17 protein-coding genes are annotated in these 15852 nt (G+C 55.8%); 9 read left to right on the top strand and 8 right to left on the bottom strand.

Features of this window, described 5'->3' with window-relative positions; translation table 11 throughout:
- The first annotated feature begins 34 nt into the window (after positions 1-34).
- From accD to MWH26_RS13850, 4 genes are all read left to right on the top strand, one after another.
- Positions 35-922 (top strand): acetyl-CoA carboxylase, carboxyltransferase subunit beta, encoded by an 888-nt coding sequence (accD, locus tag MWH26_RS13865; RefSeq protein WP_247974757.1) that lies wholly within the window; start codon positions 35-37, stop codon positions 920-922.
- Positions 923-1147: 225 nt separating this feature from the next.
- On the top strand, positions 1148-1891 hold the full coding sequence (locus MWH26_RS13860) for a YiaD family glycine zipper/OmpA-like lipoprotein (protein ID WP_244697195.1): 744 nt from the start codon (positions 1148-1150) through the stop codon (positions 1889-1891).
- A 378-nt stretch (positions 1892-2269) separates the two neighbouring features.
- Complete coding sequence (locus tag MWH26_RS13855) at positions 2270-2977, top strand: YiaD family glycine zipper/OmpA-like lipoprotein (protein ID WP_244697194.1); 708 nt, start codon at positions 2270-2272, stop codon at positions 2975-2977.
- A gap of 159 nt (positions 2978-3136) precedes the next feature.
- Complete coding sequence (locus MWH26_RS13850; RefSeq protein WP_247974756.1) at positions 3137-3898, top strand: endonuclease III domain-containing protein; 762 nt, start codon at positions 3137-3139, stop codon at positions 3896-3898.
- 9 nt (positions 3899-3907) lie between these two features.
- On the opposite strand, the gene MWH26_RS13845 is transcribed toward MWH26_RS13850, so the two are convergent.
- Entirely contained in the window at positions 3908-4351 is a 444-nt protein-coding gene (locus MWH26_RS13845) for a hypothetical protein (protein ID WP_247974755.1), read from the bottom strand.
- 164 nt (positions 4352-4515) lie between these two features.
- Between MWH26_RS13845 and MWH26_RS13840 the strand changes: the two genes are divergently transcribed.
- Entirely contained in the window at positions 4516-5499 is a 984-nt protein-coding gene (locus MWH26_RS13840; protein ID WP_244697191.1) for a radical SAM protein, read from the top strand.
- Between the two features lie 158 nt (positions 5500-5657).
- Positions 5658-6188 (top strand): gamma carbonic anhydrase family protein, encoded by a 531-nt coding sequence (locus MWH26_RS13835; protein ID WP_247974754.1) that lies wholly within the window; start codon positions 5658-5660, stop codon positions 6186-6188.
- A 56-nt stretch (positions 6189-6244) separates the two neighbouring features.
- Here the strand turns inward: MWH26_RS13835 and MWH26_RS13830 are convergent, their stop codons facing one another.
- From MWH26_RS13830 to MWH26_RS13820, 3 genes are read right to left on the bottom strand one after another with little or no spacing between them, the layout of a single operon-like run.
- A complete protein-coding gene (locus tag MWH26_RS13830) occupies positions 6245-6490 on the bottom strand; it encodes a hypothetical protein (protein ID WP_247974753.1) in 246 nt (81 codons plus the stop codon).
- Positions 6491-6540: 50 nt separating this feature from the next.
- Positions 6541-6912, bottom strand: coding sequence for an RDD family protein (locus MWH26_RS13825; protein WP_247974752.1), 372 nt, complete (start codon positions 6910-6912; stop codon positions 6541-6543).
- Between the two features lie 56 nt (positions 6913-6968).
- The gene (locus MWH26_RS13820) at positions 6969-8297 is read right to left on the bottom strand and encodes a hemolysin family protein (protein ID WP_244697188.1); all 1329 of its coding nucleotides are present in this window, start codon (positions 8295-8297) and stop codon (positions 6969-6971) included.
- Positions 8298-8526: 229 nt separating this feature from the next.
- Here MWH26_RS13820 and MWH26_RS13815 point away from each other — a divergent pair, with 229 nt between their 5' ends.
- The 3 genes from MWH26_RS13815 to MWH26_RS13805 all read left to right on the top strand — a co-directional run bounded on the left by MWH26_RS13815 (position 8527) and on the right by MWH26_RS13805 (position 13088).
- Positions 8527-10752: a protein-disulfide reductase DsbD family protein gene (locus MWH26_RS13815; RefSeq protein ID WP_247974751.1), complete on the top strand. Its 2226-nt coding sequence runs from the start codon at positions 8527-8529 to the stop codon at positions 10750-10752.
- Positions 10753-11396: 644 nt separating this feature from the next.
- Positions 11397-11882, top strand: coding sequence for an Lrp/AsnC ligand binding domain-containing protein (locus MWH26_RS13810; RefSeq protein WP_244697187.1), 486 nt, complete (start codon positions 11397-11399; stop codon positions 11880-11882).
- A gap of 324 nt (positions 11883-12206) precedes the next feature.
- Positions 12207-13088 (top strand): energy transducer TonB, encoded by an 882-nt coding sequence (locus MWH26_RS13805; RefSeq protein ID WP_247974750.1) that lies wholly within the window; start codon positions 12207-12209, stop codon positions 13086-13088.
- A gap of 73 nt (positions 13089-13161) precedes the next feature.
- Here the strand turns inward: MWH26_RS13805 and trxA are convergent, their stop codons facing one another.
- The 4 genes from trxA to MWH26_RS13785 form a co-directional block, all read right to left on the bottom strand.
- A complete protein-coding gene (gene trxA / locus MWH26_RS13800) occupies positions 13162-13491 on the bottom strand; it encodes a thioredoxin (protein WP_135397675.1) in 330 nt (109 codons plus the stop codon).
- 200 nt (positions 13492-13691) lie between these two features.
- Complete coding sequence (locus tag MWH26_RS13795) at positions 13692-14060, bottom strand: hypothetical protein (RefSeq protein WP_244697185.1); 369 nt, start codon at positions 14058-14060, stop codon at positions 13692-13694.
- Positions 14061-14128: 68 nt separating this feature from the next.
- Complete coding sequence (locus tag MWH26_RS13790; RefSeq protein ID WP_247974749.1) at positions 14129-15049, bottom strand: TIGR01777 family oxidoreductase; 921 nt, start codon at positions 15047-15049, stop codon at positions 14129-14131.
- A gap of 102 nt (positions 15050-15151) precedes the next feature.
- Positions 15152-15673 carry a GbsR/MarR family transcriptional regulator gene (locus MWH26_RS13785; protein ID WP_188556233.1) on the bottom strand — a complete coding sequence of 174 codons (522 nt, stop codon included), beginning with the start codon at positions 15671-15673 and terminating at the stop codon, positions 15152-15154.
- Positions 15674-15852 lie beyond the last annotated feature (179 nt).

Here is a 15852-nt window from a genome sequence, read left to right as displayed (position 1 = left end):
CCCTCTCTCACCGATTCCAAGCATCCCAACCCCTATGTCTTCCTGGTTTAAGCGCAAAGAAAAAGGCATCGTCACGCCCACGGAACAGAAGAAGGAGACGCCCGACGGCCTGTGGTATAAGTGTCCGGAGTGCAAAACCGTGGCTACCATGGCCGAGCACAAGCGCCTGCTTTCTACTTGCGGCAGTTGCCATCACCACGACCGGATTGACGCGGCCGAGTACTTTGATTTCCTCTTCGACAACCACGAGTATCAGGAGCTGGACGCCGAACTGCGTTCCGCTGACCCGCTCAATTTCGTGGACACGAAAGCCTACCCCCAGCGCGTAGCTGCTACCGAGAAAAACACCGGCCTCAAGGACGCCGTGCGCGCGGCCCACGGCCAGCTCAACGGCCTAGGCCTGGTAGTAGCCGCCATGGATTTCAAGTTTATTGGGGGTTCCATGGGCTCGGTGGTAGGCGAAAAAATTGCCCGCGCCATTGACTACGCCCGCCAGAACCGCCTGCCTTTCCTGATGATTTCCCGCTCCGGTGGCGCCCGTATGATGGAGGCTGGCTACTCCCTGATGCAGATGGCCAAAACCTCGGCTAAACTGGCCCTGCTCTCCGAGGCCGGTATTCCCTACATCTCCCTGCTGACTGACCCGACCACGGGCGGCGTTACGGCCTCGTTCGCCATGCTCGGCGACTTTAACATTGCCGAGCCCGGCGCCCTGATTGGCTTTGCTGGCCCCCGTGTTATCAAGGAAACCATTGGCAAAGACCTGCCCAAAGGATTCCAGAGCGCTGAGTTTGTGTTGGAGCACGGCTTCCTCGACTTTATTGTGGACCGCAAGGAGCTCAAGCAAAAGCTTACCGATTTGCTGACCATGCTTAAGCCTGCGGAAGTGCCTGCTGCTGAGAAGGCTGTGCTGGTTCGATAAGGAGCGGCCCGCCGCCGGAATAATTTTCGGCAAGCTTTTTGGAAAAAGCCCGTTGAACGCACGAGTGGTGCATTCAACGGGCTTTTTGCTGCGGCTTATCAAGCCTTACCTGGCTGCTGGTAGCATTGAAGCTGCGCTACAGTTGCCGAACATTTTTTCCTTAACCGTAGTAAGAAGGCCCAAACAACTCACCCGCCTCTTTCCCTTCACTCAAGTTCCAAGAATATGACTTCTCGCACTTCACTGTTGACCCTATTGATGGCTCTGGTGCTCTTCGTAAGCTCCTGTGCTAGCACCAACACCCGCAACCCTAACATTCCGGAAGCAGACACCAACGGCACGGGTCCGCGCAAAACCGGTACTAGCCGTACCGTGAAAGGCGGTGCTATTGGCGCTGGTGCTGGCGCAGTAGCCGGAGCTGTGTTGGGCCGCGTAATCGGTGGTAAGTCGGGTACGGCGGCCGGCGCTATTATCGGGGCGGCCGTGGGCGGCACTGGTGGCGCCCTGATCGGCCGCCGCATGGACAAGCAGGCCGAAGAACTGCAGCGTGACATGCAGAACGCTAAAGTGGAGCGTGTAGGCGAAGGCATCAAAATCACCTTCGACTCGGGCATCCTGTTTGATACCAACAAGAGCGACCTGCGCGCGGCTTCCATGACGGAAATCCAGAAAATGGCCGAAGTCCTGAAGAAATACCCTGATACCAACGTACTGGTAGAAGGCCACACCGACAACACCGGTTCGGATGCCATCAACCAGCCCCTGTCGGAGCGCCGGGCCCAGGCTGTAGCCAACTACACCCAGCAGCAAGGCGTTGATGCTGCTCGCATCACGAGCAAGGGCTACGGTTCTAGCCAGCCCATTGCCGATAACACCACGGCTGAGGGCAAGCAGGCCAACCGCCGCGTTGAAATTGCCATCTACGCCAACGAAAAGATGAAGAAGGCTGCCGAAAACGGCACGCTGTAAGCTTCTTCCGCTTTGCACAGCAAAAAGCCGCTCCCACTGGGGCGGCTTTTTTTGTTAGTTGTTTTTAGAACTTTCTACCCTAACTGGGAAATAGAAGGAAGGGTAGTAAAAGGACTTTTACGGGGTGTGACCCGAAAAGCAACCGGCAAAATTCAGTGATTCAGAAGGAGTTTAGCAGCAGACGTGGCAGAAGCAAATCGGGTAGTATAGCGAGCTGCACAGGTTTTTGCATAATTTTATCCGGGTCTACACGTTTTTGGCAAGGTGGTTGCAAACTAGGTATTCACAGAGGAGGTAGTCGAAAGAAAGTTGTACCGAATACCTTTGCCGCTAGATTGTTCTCTTACTTCAAACCAACACCCTTTTACTTCTGAACTCATGAAGAATCTTCGTTCCTTGTTCGCCTTGCTGCTGGCGGTTTTGCTGCTAGGCAGCAGCTACGCTGAAGCACAAACCACAACGACTGCGAAAAAGCCGTGGAGCAAAACCGCTAAGGGCGCCGTTATTGGTGGTTTGGGTGGTGCTGCCGGCGGCGCTGTTCTGGGCCGCGTGATTGGCGGTAAGTCGGGTACGGCCAAGGGCGCCATCATTGGCGCGGCCGTGGGCGGTGGCGCTGGTGCCCTGATTGGTCGCCGCATGGACAAGCAGGCTGCTGAACTGCAAAAAGAAATGGCCGGCGCCAAAGTAGAGCGCGTAGGCGAAGGCATCAAAATCACCTTCGACTCGGGCCTGCTGTTCGCTAAGAACTCTTCCGCACTGACCTCGGCTGCCCAGGAAAACATCAAGGACCTGGCGAGAACCCTGGTTAAGTATGGCGACACTAACGTCATCGTGGAAGGCCACACCGACAACACCGGTTCGGATGCCATCAACGACCCCTTGTCGCAGCGCCGGGCCCAGGCCGTGGCTAACTACACCCAGCAGCAAGGCGTAGACGCTTCGCGCTTCACGGTGTCGGGCTACGGCTCGAAGCAGCCCATTGCCGACAACTCCACGGAAGCTGGTCGTCAGGCCAACCGCCGCGTAGAAGTGGCCATCTTCGCCAACGAGAAGCTGAAGAAAGCTGCTGAAAAAGGCACTATCTAATAGCTACCACAGCTACGTAAAAGCGGAGGCTTCCAAATTGGGAGCCTCCGCTTTTTTGTGAACGGCCCTGAATGAGGTGAGCTATAAAGACTGCTCCCTGGCTGAGTCATAACGCCAGCCTTGGCGCAACCCCGTACCGGACTCGGCGGTACAACGGTTATGCCCATAACTTACGACTCTGCCGCCCCCGAAAAAACCAACGAGAATCATCGGATTCTAGATCAGTTCTACCCTCCACTCACCCAGGGTACTACGCGCCGCTCGCCCATGCGGGAGTTGATATCTACCGTATTGTCGCACCGCACTACCCACGCCGACGAAGAGCTGGCCTACGACCGGATGCTGGAAGCTTTCGGCGACTGGGAAGGGGTAGTGGCGGCGCCCACCGCGGAGCTGGCCCACGCCATCCGGACTACCCGCTGGCCCGATACCCAAGCTCCACGCATTCAGGAAATCCTGCGCCGCATTAAGGCCGAACGAGGCGAGTACAACCTGGACTTTCTGGAGGAGTGGCCAACGGAAAAAGGCATGCAATGGCTAAACGACATGCCCGGCATCGGGCTGAAAACGGCCTCGCTAGTGTTACTCTTCAACTTCCGCAAGCCAGTGTTGCCCGTGGATACGCATGTACATCGAGTGGCCCAGCGGGTAGGCATGATTGGGCCGAAAGCCTCCGTGGAGAAAGCCCACCAAGTGTTGCTAGAGCAACTGCCGAAGGACTCGCTGCTACTGCTCAACTTTCACAAGCACAACTACTGGCACGGCCAGAAAATCTGCTTTTTCACCAAGCCAGATTGTGCCCGCTGTCCGCTGAAGGGTTTCTGCAACTACTATCGGGAGCATTATGGCCCGGCTACCGCGGAGGCCCTGGCCGCTACCCCCACCCACTGGGACCTAGCCTGGGGCAGCCTGCCTCACTGAAACCACTTGCTATTGCAGCCGCGCAATTCGGCTCTGAAGGGTGTCCACCAGCGGGTGTAAGTAGGCCGGTATATTCCGCTTCTGCGTGTCAATCAGCCAGAAACGCCGGGTGCCCTGGTCGTTCAGTTCGAGGTAGTAGCCACCCCAGTCGCCGGCGTCCGGCTGTCCAATCACATGCCCAGATTCGGCGAGCAGTTGCGTCGGAATCAGGTTAGGCAGGTCGCTTACCTGGGTGTAGTCGGTGGTGGGGCGGGCTACAAACTGACCTTGGTAGGGGGTAGTGGCGCTGGGGTACTGATCTTGGGTATCCTCGGCCAGCGTGCGGGCGCGGGTATTCAGCTGATAGATTTCGATGCACCGTTCGCCGGAACACTCCCCGTAAAAATGGCCGAACACTAGCGTGCTAGGGGCTGCATTTTCTTTGGCGCAGGCCATGAGAAAGGTAGTAGCCAAAACAAAAGGGTATACCGCAAGGCGCATAGTAAGGTCATTTAGTGGATAATGGAGGTTGTGGAAGGAGCCTTCAGCCTCTGGAATAGTTGCATGCCGTTACTTTTCCTCCGCGGTCTGGTTTAGTAGAAGCGGCTTGGGGCCGCGTGCTGTACCTTTACCTGCCTATGCGCCTTGTTCGTCATCCGGTCCTCTGCAACTACTACGTTACCTACCGCTGTAATGCCCGGTGTTCTTTCTGCGACATCTGGGAGAAACCCTCGCCCTACATTCAGCTGGCCGACGTGGAGCGCAACCTACACGACCTGAAGCGGCTAGGGGTATCGGTAGTGGATTTTACGGGGGGCGAACCGCTGCTGCATCGCCAAATTCATGAGTTTGTGGGCCTGGCGCACGATATGGGGTTTATCACGACCCTTACGACCAACTGCCTGCTGTATCCTAAATACGCCGAAAAGCTCCGGGGCAAAGTCGACATGCTGCACTTCTCCCTGGACGCCTCCGAGAAGGAAGTACACGATAAAGGTCGGGGCGTGGCCTGCTTTGACTTCGTGCTGGAAAGCATTCGGGTAGCCAAGGAGCTAGGGGAGCGGCCCGACATTCTCTTCACGGTATTCCGGGAAAATTTGGCCGACCTGGAAAAAGTGTACGAGCAAATTACCCGGCCCAACAAGCTAGTCCTAATTCTGAATCCGGCTTTTGAGTACAACACCGTGGACGCGGGCGAGCAATTGACGCCCGCGGAGCTGGATTATCTCTCGGCCTTTGGCAAGCGCCCCGGCGTGTACCTCAACGAAGCATTCATCCAGCTTCGGCGCGACGGTGGCAACCACGTAGCGGCGCCCATCTGCCGGGCCGCCAGCACTACCCTGGTTATTTCGCCCAGCAATGAGCTAGTGCTACCCTGCTACCACTTAGGTGAGCAGAAATTCCCCATCGACGGCCAGCTCTATGACTTGTACCAGTCGGCCCCGGTGCAGCAACTAGCTGCTCTGGAAGGCCGGCTGCCGCAGTGCGAGGGCTGCACCATCAACTGTTACATGCAGCCCAGCTTTGCCGTGGAAACCAGCAAGTATTTCTGGCAGGCACTACCCAGCACGCTCAAATACAACTGGGAAAAAGGCACCTGGAAGCGTATGCTTGCTCGGTGAAGTAGTGAGTCTGGGGAATTGTGGATTGAAAAATAGAGACGTTATCATCTTGAACGGAGCGAACGATAATGGCCGGTTTGTTCACCACGCGCTACTTACTTAACCACGACTTTCTCTCCTGGTCAACTTGTTAATTCTTCAAATCAGCACTTCATCTCATGCCATTACTGCTACCTGTTCAAGGAAAATACCCGCAGCTGGGAGCCAACTGCTTTGTAGCTGAAAATGCTACTATTGTAGGCGACGTTACGCTGGGAGCCGACTGTACCGTGTGGTTTAGCGCCGTGGTGCGCGGAGATGTAAACAGCATCCACATCGGCGAAAAAACGAATATTCAGGATGGCGTCGTAATTCACTGCACTTACCAAAAGTCGGCTACCACCATTGGTTCACGGGTAAGCATCGGGCACAAAGCCGTTGTGCACGGCTGCCGCGTGGAAGACGACGTGCTCATCGGCATGGGCGCCATTGTGATGGACCAAGCGGTAGTGGGGGCGGGCTGCATTATTGCGGCCGGTGCTGTAGTGTTAGAGAATACCCAGTGCGAGCCGGGCTACCTATATGCAGGCATTCCCGCTCGTAAAATCAAGCCCGTTACCGAGGAGCAGCGCGCCAACATGCTCCGCACCGCCGATAATTATGTGCTGTACGCCAGCTGGTTTACTGCTGCCAGCAATACATCCACCTAACAACAAAAGGGGCCGTACGTTGTGCGGCCCCTTTTGTATGTCGAAACTAAACTCAACTACTTGGTAGTAGCACTAGCAGGCTCAGGTTTGTAAATAGCGCCGGTAGCGAAGTCAATGACAGCACCTGGCCAAAATAACAGAATATCGGCTATCAGTGCGCCTACCCGAATATCACGCTGAGGCTGGCCAGCAGCAGGCTTGGTCTTTTGATACGTGCTAATAGGGCCACCGAAAACGGTAGCGCAGCTAGATAGGGTGGCCGCCGTGAGAGCCATGATAGCAAGCTGTCGAAGTTGCTTCATAAGGAGGAGAATATGAAAGAGAAAAGAAACAATACGATCCAAAACTAGAGCTAATAATTTATAAAAACCACCTTCGTTCCAGAAAGCATATCGTGCCACGTGCGCTTCTTGTTGAGGAGCAAGCTAGCGGGCTCCAGCGGAATAAAGCGACAAAGCGTGCGCAAGAATACAGCGGCCAAGGAAGGTCGTTCGTCCTGCCGATTCACTACCAGCGTGTGCGTGAGAAACTTACCCAAACTACGCTGGAAGAAATACTCAGTGGCTAGATAGTACACAAACAGGAAGCCTACAGACGTGAGTCGTAACTGCAGCTGCGTTGTAGTGGAGGGGCTACCCCACCGGATTAGCGCGGAAATAAGTAACAGGACGCCAATGTTATCAATCAGCCAGTTGAAAAACCGACGCGTTTTGGAAGCTTCCACAGCAAATAAGTGAGTAAGGCCGCAAAGGTGCCCGTTTTTCTGCAGTGTCCAAGCTCTTACAAGGCCAGCGTTTCGTCGGCTTCTTCCTGCTCTTCTTGGGTTGTTACGCGCAGCTGCACTAGCTCCACGGCGCGGCGGGAGCGTTTCAGCACCCGGAATTCGTAGTTGTCGAGCACGGCCACGTCGCCGACCTCTGGAATGTTACCGTAGAGCACATTGAGCAGGCCGCCTACGGTTTCGTAATCGTCGCCCTCGGGCAGGGGGTAGGGCAGGTACTCATTGGCGTCGGGTATGGCTGTAGCAGTGTTTACGCGGTATTCCGACTCCGACACTTTCTCTACTACCGGCACCTCATTGTCGTACTCGTCCTGGATTTCACCCACGAGCTCCTCCATGATGTCCTCGATGGTCACGATGCCGGACACGCCCCCAAACTCGTCTGAGACGATGGCCATGTGCATGTGCTTGCGCTGGAACTGGCGCAGCAGGCGGTTGATTTTCTTGGTTTCAGGCACGAAGTAGGCCGGCCGCATAATCTTGGCTAGCTCAATGGGTTCGTGCCGACGAATAATCTGTAGCAAGTCCTTCACGTAGAGTACGCCCACAATATTGTCGATGTTCTCTTCGAACACCGGAATGCGCGAATAGCCCTCGTTGTACACCATTTCCAGCACGCCGTCCTCGGGCGTATCCACGGCAATGGCGCAGAGCTTGGTGCGCGGCACCATGATTTGCTTCACCATCCGGTCGTTGAACTCGAAAACGTTCTCCAGCAGCTCGTGCTCTGACTCCTGAATTTCACCGCTCTGCTTGCTCTGGTCGAGTAGCAGGCGCAGTTCCTCAGACGTATGCACCTCCGAGCCGTGGGTAGCATTGCCTCCAAACAAGCCAGCTACCATGTTGGAGAGCCGGTCCAGAATCCAGATGAAGGGTTTGGTTACAAAGGCAAACGCGTAAAGGGGCGCCGCAATGGCAATGCTAGTCGTTTCGGGCTTCTGAATAGCCAGCACTTTGGGGGCCTGCTCCCCAAGCACGATGTGCAGCACCGTAATCAGGGTAAACGACGTGAACAGGGCAATCTGGTGCACGGTCGCGTCGGAGAGAGTGATGCCAAACTGGTGAATAATGGCCATTACTACTTCCGCTACCACACTTTCCCCAATCCAACCCAGCGCCAGCGAGGCCAGGGTAATGCCCAGCTGGGTGGCCGATAAATAGTAGTTCAGGTCGTGCAGCATGTTCTGCACGAGTTTGGCCAAGCGGTTGCCGCTCTGTGCCTTTATCTCAATCTGCGAGAGGCGAACCTTGACGAAGGCAAATTCAGCGGCTACAAAAAAGCCATTCACCAGCACCAGCAGAATTGTCAGTAATATTTTTAAGCCCATAGGTTTGGAGGCGAGACTCGACCGGCCTGCCTTCCTTTGTAAGGCAAAAGTACGACATTCGGCGCAAGCGGTTCGGAATGAATGACGAGGCCGCCGGGCACAAGGTTATGGTTGGCCTAGGAAGTAATAGGCGGCGGCCATAAAACTCCTGTTGCCATCCGGCTGTTGCGGTTTCTGCCGACCTTTGTATTTCCTGTCGACTTTCTCTTGCTATTTCTTCCCCGAACCCATGCCCCGCAGTAAATTTCTTCTGCTTCCGCTGGTGCTGCTGCTCCTGACTACGCTCAGGGCCGCCGCCCAAATTCTGACGCCTACCACGCTTTCTACCGCCCTTAGCAAGCCCACGGCCAAGGTAGGTGAGGAGGTGGAACTCATCGTGAATGCCCGCATCGACAACACCTGGCATCTGTACGCCACCAATTTCGACCCCGACCTGGGCCCGACGGTGTTTACCTTCACCTTCGCCAAAAGTCCGGCCTATGAGTTGGTGGGCAAGCCGCAGTCCATCGGCACCAAGAAAAAATTCGACGAAGTATTTAAGGGCGACGTAACCTACTTCGAACGCACCGGCCAGATTCGGCAGCGCATCCGCCTGCTCCAGCCCGGGGCCCTGACCGTGAAGGCCGAAACCGAATTTCAAACCTGCACCGACGTGGACGGCCGCTGCATTCCGGGCGAGGAAAGCCTGAGCTTCGGGCCCATTGAGGTAACGGGTACGGCCGTCCCAACTCCCGCGGCTACTTCCAAGGGCGCGACGGGCGCGGTAGTTGTTCCCCCCGCCGCTGTTGCTACCACAACTACTCCCGACACGGCAGGTACGGCCGTCAGCCCCGCGCAGACAACCCCTGCGTCCGCAACGGTTACTACCCCCGACTCCAGCGCTGGAAGCGTGGCCGTTGCTCCGGCTGAGGCAGTAACGCCGCCGCCTACCAGCCTGGCGGCTAGCAGCGCAGCCGCAGCTACTGATGCTACCAGTGGAGGGTTGTGGAGCTTTGCGTTGGCGGCCTTCGTATCGGGGTTACTGGCCCTTGTCACGCCCTGCGTGTTTCCCCTGATTCCGATGACCGTGTCCTTTTTCACGAGCGGCTCGGGCAGCCGGCAGCAGGGCATTCTTAAGGCCGTGGTGTATGGCCTATCCATCATCTTCGTGTACGTGGTAGTCGGTTTGCTCGTCACCATTTTGCTGGGGGCCGATGGCCTGAATTTAATTAGCACCCACTGGCTGCCTAACCTCATTTTCTTTGTGGTGTTCGTAGTGTTTGGGCTATCATTTCTGGGCTTGTTTGAAATCACGCTACCCCACGGCATGGTCAATAAGATTGATGCCCAGGCCGACAAAGGTGGTTGGGGTGGCGTATTCTTCATGGCCCTCACCCTAGTAGTGGTATCCTTTTCTTGCACCGGCCCCATTGTGGCAACCATTCTGAGCTTGGCTGCCCAGGGCGAGCGGGTAACGCCCGTGGTTGGCATGTTGGGCTTTTCGCTGGCATTTGCGCTACCCTTCACATTGTTCGCCATTTTTCCGGCCTGGCTGAAGGGTCTGCCCCGCTCGGGCGGCTGGCTAAACACCGTGAAGGTGGTGCTGGGCTTTGTGGAGCTGATGCTAGCCCTGAAGTTCCTGAGCATGGCTGACTTGGCTTACCACTGGAACTTGCTCCCGCGTGACATCTACCTCGTGCTCTGGATTGCCTTGTCGGGCCTGCTGGGGTTCTACCTGCTGGGTCGCTTCAAACTTTCCCACGACTCCGACCTGACCCACCTGAGCGTGGGACGCCTGTTGATGGCCGTGCTGGCCTTCAGCTTCATGACCTACTTAGTGCCCGGCCTGTTTGGGGCCCCGCTGCCTCTGCTGGCCGGTTACCTGCCGCCCCAAAGCCGCAACGACTTTACCCTGGCCCGCCCGGAGCAAGCGGCATCTACCCCCATCAGTGCCACGGGTAACAGCCTCTGCGAAGCCCCGCGCTACGCCGAGTTTCTGGAGCTACCCCACGGCTTGCCCGGCTACTTCGACCTGGAGCAAGCCAAGCGCTGCGCCCGCGCCCAGAACAAGCCCATCTTCATTGATTTCACGGGCCACGCCTGCGTAAACTGCCGCAAGATGGAGGCTACCGTCTGGAAAGATCCGCAGGTGCTCAAGCGGCTGCGCGAAGACTTTGTGGTGGTAGCTCTCTACGTGGATGATAAAGCCAGCCTACCCCAAAACGAATGGTACGTTTCTGCCCACGACGGCAAGCAGAAAACCACGCTGGGCAAGAAAAACGCTGATACGCAGCTTACGGGCTTCAACGTGAATGCTCAGCCCTACTACGTGCTTCTCGACCCCAACTCGGCAACTGACTTGGCGCATGCCCTAACGCCCCCCATTGCCTACGAGCCCGACGTTGCCGCCTTTGTTCAGTTCTTGGATGCCGGATTAGCCCAATTTCGTCAGCAGGCCGCAGTAGCTGGTCGCTAGCTACAGGGGCCCTCACAAAGCAGAAAGCCTACCCCGGTACTACTACCAGCGGTAGGCTTTCTGCTTGATAAATGAATAAATAGAACTGAGCCCGAGTTGTTACACCCAGCGGGAAGGTTGTTGGGCGCTTCAACGCGTTGGGGTGAGTTAGGGGTAAAGGCGGCTTTTTTTACAATAACCAATGCTTATCCGATGATAAACTGCGAACTTTGCGGCCGATTTCGCCGGGTAGCACTGGTTGCAATTTGCGTAGGAACCATCAACAAAAGAAAAGGCGGCACCCACCCAGATGCCGCCTCTCGATTCAGAACGTACCCACCCAGATACGTCCCGTTTTTCCTCCTCACTTAGTCCACCCAATACGTATTCGTGCTGTAGAAGAAGGAGTCGAACCTTCACGGAGTAGTTAGCCGGCCGCCGGACCAGTTTTTCCCGAATCTCCACCCTCGAGAGAGGAGGGCATGTCTGCCAGTTTCATCATTCTACAGTGTGTAAAACAATCCCCTGCCGTTCGCGTTGGATTATGACAAATGTAGCAGGTTGATTGCTGTGATAAAATAATTTCAGACATTTGAAAAAATATTTACATACTTTTTAAAAAGCGCCTGCTTTCATTGTAATATATACAATCAACCAGTAAAAAAATGGCCCGCAATTACGAACTTGACGACACCGACCGGAAGATTCTGGCTCTGTTGATTGAAGATGCCAAGATGCCGTACACTGAAATTGCCCGGAAGGTGCATGTTTCGGGCGGTACCGTGCACGTGCGCATGGCCCGGCTGGAGGAGCTGGGCATCGTACAGGGGGCTACCCTCAAGATTGACTATCAGAAGCTTGGCTACGGAGTGCGCGCCTTCCTCGGGATTTACCTGCAGAAAAGCTCGGTGTACGAAAGCGTAGTAGAACAGCTGCGCCAGATTCCGGAGGTAGTGAGCATTGATTTCACAACGGGCGCCTACGGTATTTTCGCCCGACTAATCTGCCGCGACACCAACCATCTGCGCGAAGTACTCCACGAGCAGATTCAGCTTATTGAAGGCATTGAACGCACGGAAACCCTAATTTCTTTGGAAGAAGCCTTTAACCGTCCTATCCAACTTCAGGAAGTGGAAGAGCGCACCAATTAAGCTCACGTATTCCCTTAGCTTACCAGCCTTGAATGCCGTTACCTCATGTAGTTTGAGGTAGCGGCTGCTGCGTTTTTGGGGGGTTCAGTAGGCCATGGCAACGAGGCGCAATTGGCTCGCAAAAAGCTAGAATAGTATTTTTTCGGTTTAGTTGGATTGTGTCTTGGGCGCTGATAAACTGTTAGTTATATTTCGTACCATCCGTTGTGGTTACTTAAGCTGTGGTCTACTAACTAGCTGCTCATGAGAATACGTTACGCTTTTCTCTTGCCTGCCCTATTGGCAGCACATCTAAGTAGTGGGCAGAGTCTGCCAGCCGTATATTTGAACAAGCGGGATGAGGCCACCATTCCCGACAGTGCTACCCACTACCGCATCGTGGATCGGAAAAGTGACCTGCTTGGAACTTACTCCATGCGGGAATATTCGCTTTCCGGCACGCTGCTGCTGCGCGGCACTTTATCTTCCATTGACCCACCTGTGCGCAACGGCCTGCTTACCTGGTACCACCCCAGCGGCAGCAAGGCCGGCCAAGTTCACTACAACAATGACGAAGCCGATGGCCTCTACATTGGTTGGTACGATGACGGCCGTGTGAGCCAGCGCGGGGAGTACGCCGACGGACAACGGGTAGGACGCTGGATTTCTGTGCACCGCAACGGCCAAAAACGCTCGGAAGGGCGCTATAATCTGGGCCGCCCGGTGGGCGAGTGGCATTACTACTACGATACGGGCGAGCTAAGCGCCATTGAAATGCCCGACCGTCAAGGCAAACCCTTGGCCTTGGCTTTCTTTAACAAAGATGGCTCTCCCTACATGGGCAAGGTGCGCACGCGGGAGCTGCCTCAGTTTCCGGGTGGAGAGGCCGCCTTGCTCAACTTTGTGGCCCGCAACACCACCTATCCGCGCAACAGCCGCCGCAAAGGCATTACGGGGAGCGTGTACGTAAGCTATACGGTGGGAGAAGATGGCCACGTGGGACAGGTACGAGTGGTGCAGGGCCTCGCGCCGGAAGCCGACCAGGAAGCCCGGCGGGTGGTGGCTAGTCTGCCCGCTTTTGAGCCGGGCCGGGAGTACAACCTGCCCACGGCCATGACCTTTACCATCCCCATCTACTTTGCTCCGAATTTCTCGCTGCTCTCCGGACTGCGCCCGCCCCAGGTACCGCCCTCCGAGGCCCGGGCTTCGGCCCCCGATGAGGAGTAGATAACCGCCATTCAATCAGAAAGCCCCGCTCCTTGGTTAGGAAGCGGGGCTTTCTGATGGGTAGCTGGCTACACTAAGCCGTTACCTGAGCGTCAAGCTTTTGGGCCAGTACGTGCTTGGGCACGGCACCTACTTGCTTGTCTACAATCTGGCCGTTCTTGAACACGAGCAGCGTCGGGATGCTGCGGATGCCAAACTTGGCCGAAGTCTGCGGGTTCGAGTCTACGTCAACTTTGCCAATGATGGCTTTGCCTTCGTATTCGCCAGCCAGCTCTTCTACTACCGGGCCTACCATGCGGCAGGGGCCGCACCACTCGGCCCAGAAATCCACGAGCACGGGCTTATCGGAGTTGATGATCTGGTCGAAGTTAGCATCGGTAATTTCGATGGCTTTATGTCCCATAACAGTAGGGGGTTTAATGGAATGTGTGTGCTGTTTACGGTCAACCGGGCCGCAAGGTAGCAGATTGCGTTTCAACAAGGCTCGGGCCGGAAAGTTCATTCGGCCAAGGTGGCAGCCCGCCCGGCCAATATGGGCAAAGCCCGGGTGGCCCTGGCCGCGCTCAGGCCAGGCCACCCGGGCCGCATTACACGAAGGATAGCTTACGAGTGATAGGCCCGGGCATATTCCTGCGCCCGGTTACGGAGCTTATAGAACACATAGAGATTAAAGAAGTGCATGCCGCCCAGAATCAGAATGATAGTGCCAATCTTGATGCTGAGTGTTTCCACCGATTGCTGGTAACTGGTAACTGCATCGGTGCTGCGCAGGGTGAGGGTAGCGTAACCGATGTTGATGAGGTAGAAACCTGTCAGCAAAAGTTTGTTCACGGAGTCGGCCAGCGGCTCATTACCGTGAAAAATATCGACCAGGAACGTGCGGCCGTTCTTGAAAAGCGTGCGGGCTACCCATACTGTCAGCAGCACCGTGGTGGGCAGATACACCCCGTACACCAGCAGATAATAGTTCATGATTTTGAGAGGTTAGATGTGAGAAAAGAAAAGGGGATAAGCGCGTTATTACTTAATAAAAGGTCCGCCTACACCAGTTGCGGTAGCAGGTTAGCCAGGGCCGTAGGGCAGGAGGGGTAGCGGAACTGAAAGCCCGCCTCTAGCAGCCGTTGGGGCACTACCTTCCGGCTTTTCAGAAGTAGCTCGGTTTCGGTGCGTAGCAAGAAGGCCCCAATTTCCAGCAGCCACCGCGGCTGCGGCAAGCGCCAGCGCGGTTGGTAATGGGCGGCCAGCACAGCATTAAACTCGTGGTTGGGCAACGGCTGCGGGGCGCACAGGTTAAAGGTGCCTTCCAGGGCGGGATGAGCCAGCAAAAACTCCACGGCCCGGCAGAAATCCGTGATGTGCAGCCAGCTCATCCACTGCTGTCCACTGCCCTGGGGTGTGCACAGCCCAAACCGGGCCAGCCGGGCCATCACTGGCAGCGCTCCACCGTCAGCCCCGAGCACAATGGCAGTGCGCAAGGCCAAGCGCCGAGTACGGGGGGTAGGAGCTAACCAGAATTCTGCCTCCCACTGCTGGGCTACCATTTCCGAAAAGTCGCGGCCCAGTTTGCCGGTAGCTTCCGAGTTAGCGGGTTGCTCGTCGGTGGTGTGGGCGTAAATCGTAGCCGAGGAGGAATTCAGCCACACCGCCGGCGGATTCTGGCAGCGAGCAATAGCCTCGCCCAGCACCCGGGTGCTTTCCGTGCGGCTGCGGGTTATAGCGTACTTGTTAACGGCATTGTAGCGGCAATCTACGCTCCGACCCACCAGATTAATAACAGCCGCGGCCCCTTCCAATTTGGTCGCCCAGGAGCTTAGCGTGCGGCCATCCCAGGCCGTTTCGCCAAAGCGTTGAACTCGGCGCGTAAGCGTGAGTACCTCGTAGCCCAGCTGCCGAAAGTAACGCGCCAGATGATTGCCTAGGAACCCGGTACCACCAGCTAAAATCAATCGAGGCTGATTCATGAGAGGAGGGAATAAGGAGAGGAGAAATGACCTTTTGTGACTGGTTGTGTTTATTTTGAACTTTCAATAAAATTTGAAATACTAGAGTAAAAAAATAAGCGCTTAGGTGCCCGGGCGCATGAGCTTCATGAACGTGCTAAGAAACCAGTTTTCATCAGCCTTAATAAGGGTAGCAGCAGCTCGATCAGCAAACTCGGCGAAGTTGTGGATGCTACCGATCATCTTGGTAAACGCTTCGGCTTCTTCGGGAGTAGTTGTGGCAGAAGGCTCTACTTGGCTGATTTCGCCAAGTACGCGCATAATGGGCTCCAACTCGCGCTTGCGTCGCTCCTTCAGAATCAGGGTAGCTACCCGGTGAATGTCTTTCTCCGCCGAAAAAAACTCCCGCCGCTCCCCGGGTCGCAACTCTTTGCGCACAATGCCCCAGTCCATGAGGGCGCGCACGTTCATGTTCACATTGCCCCGGGAAATCTGCAGCTGCTCCATGATGTCCTCGGTGCTCAGCGCCCCCACCGACACCAGCAACAAGGCGTGCACTTGCGCCATTGTGCGGCTCACGCCCCAGGCCGAGCCCAGAGTGCCCCAGCCTTCAATGAATCTGCGCTTGGCTTCGTCGAGTTGCATGGTTCAAATGTAGAAGAGTATTTTAAACTTTCAATAAAAATTGAAAGAATATTTTGAAGGGAGTGGTCCGCCGGGATAAGAATGTTTTTGATAAGTAGGGACACTGATAATAGGTTGATTTTTGATGGGGAACATGCTACTGCGTATCAGGCAGAAAACAGCTTGATAACTATTCTTAC

The sequence above is a fragment of the Hymenobacter sublimis genome (assembly GCF_023101345.1).
Taxonomy (GTDB): Bacteria; Bacteroidota; Bacteroidia; order Cytophagales; family Hymenobacteraceae; genus Hymenobacter; species Hymenobacter sublimis.
The sequence above is the reverse complement of the archived record's forward strand: the minus strand, read 5'-3'. Positions and strand labels throughout refer to the sequence as shown.

Excerpts from the sequence above, each read along its gene's own strand:
- MWH26_RS13810 (WP_244697187.1), top strand. The coding sequence starts at position 11,397 with ATGGCCCGCAATTACGAACTTGACGACACCGACCGGAAGATTCTGGCT.
- MWH26_RS13840 (WP_244697191.1), top strand. The coding sequence starts at position 4,516 with ATGCGCCTTGTTCGTCATCCGGTCCTCTGCAACTACTACGTTACCTAC.
- MWH26_RS13815 (WP_247974751.1), top strand. The coding sequence starts at position 8,527 with ATGCCCCGCAGTAAATTTCTTCTGCTTCCGCTGGTGCTGCTGCTCCTG.
- MWH26_RS13830 (WP_247974753.1), bottom strand. The coding sequence starts at position 6,490 with ATGAAGCAACTTCGACAGCTTGCTATCATGGCTCTCACGGCGGCCACC.
- MWH26_RS13835 (WP_247974754.1), top strand. The coding sequence starts at position 5,658 with ATGCCATTACTGCTACCTGTTCAAGGAAAATACCCGCAGCTGGGAGCC.
- trxA (WP_135397675.1), bottom strand. The coding sequence starts at position 13,491 with ATGGGACATAAAGCCATCGAAATTACCGATGCTAACTTCGACCAGATC.
- accD (WP_247974757.1), top strand. The coding sequence starts at position 35 with ATGTCTTCCTGGTTTAAGCGCAAAGAAAAAGGCATCGTCACGCCCACG.
- MWH26_RS13850 (WP_247974756.1), top strand. The coding sequence starts at position 3,137 with ATGCCCATAACTTACGACTCTGCCGCCCCCGAAAAAACCAACGAGAAT.
- MWH26_RS13820 (WP_244697188.1), bottom strand. The coding sequence starts at position 8,297 with ATGGGCTTAAAAATATTACTGACAATTCTGCTGGTGCTGGTGAATGGC.
- MWH26_RS13790 (WP_247974749.1), bottom strand. The coding sequence starts at position 15,049 with ATGAATCAGCCTCGATTGATTTTAGCTGGTGGTACCGGGTTCCTAGGC.
- MWH26_RS13785 (WP_188556233.1), bottom strand. The coding sequence starts at position 15,673 with ATGCAACTCGACGAAGCCAAGCGCAGATTCATTGAAGGCTGGGGCACT.
- MWH26_RS13795 (WP_244697185.1), bottom strand. The coding sequence starts at position 14,060 with ATGAACTATTATCTGCTGGTGTACGGGGTGTATCTGCCCACCACGGTG.
- MWH26_RS13860 (WP_244697195.1), top strand. The coding sequence starts at position 1,148 with ATGACTTCTCGCACTTCACTGTTGACCCTATTGATGGCTCTGGTGCTC.
- MWH26_RS13855 (WP_244697194.1), top strand. The coding sequence starts at position 2,270 with ATGAAGAATCTTCGTTCCTTGTTCGCCTTGCTGCTGGCGGTTTTGCTG.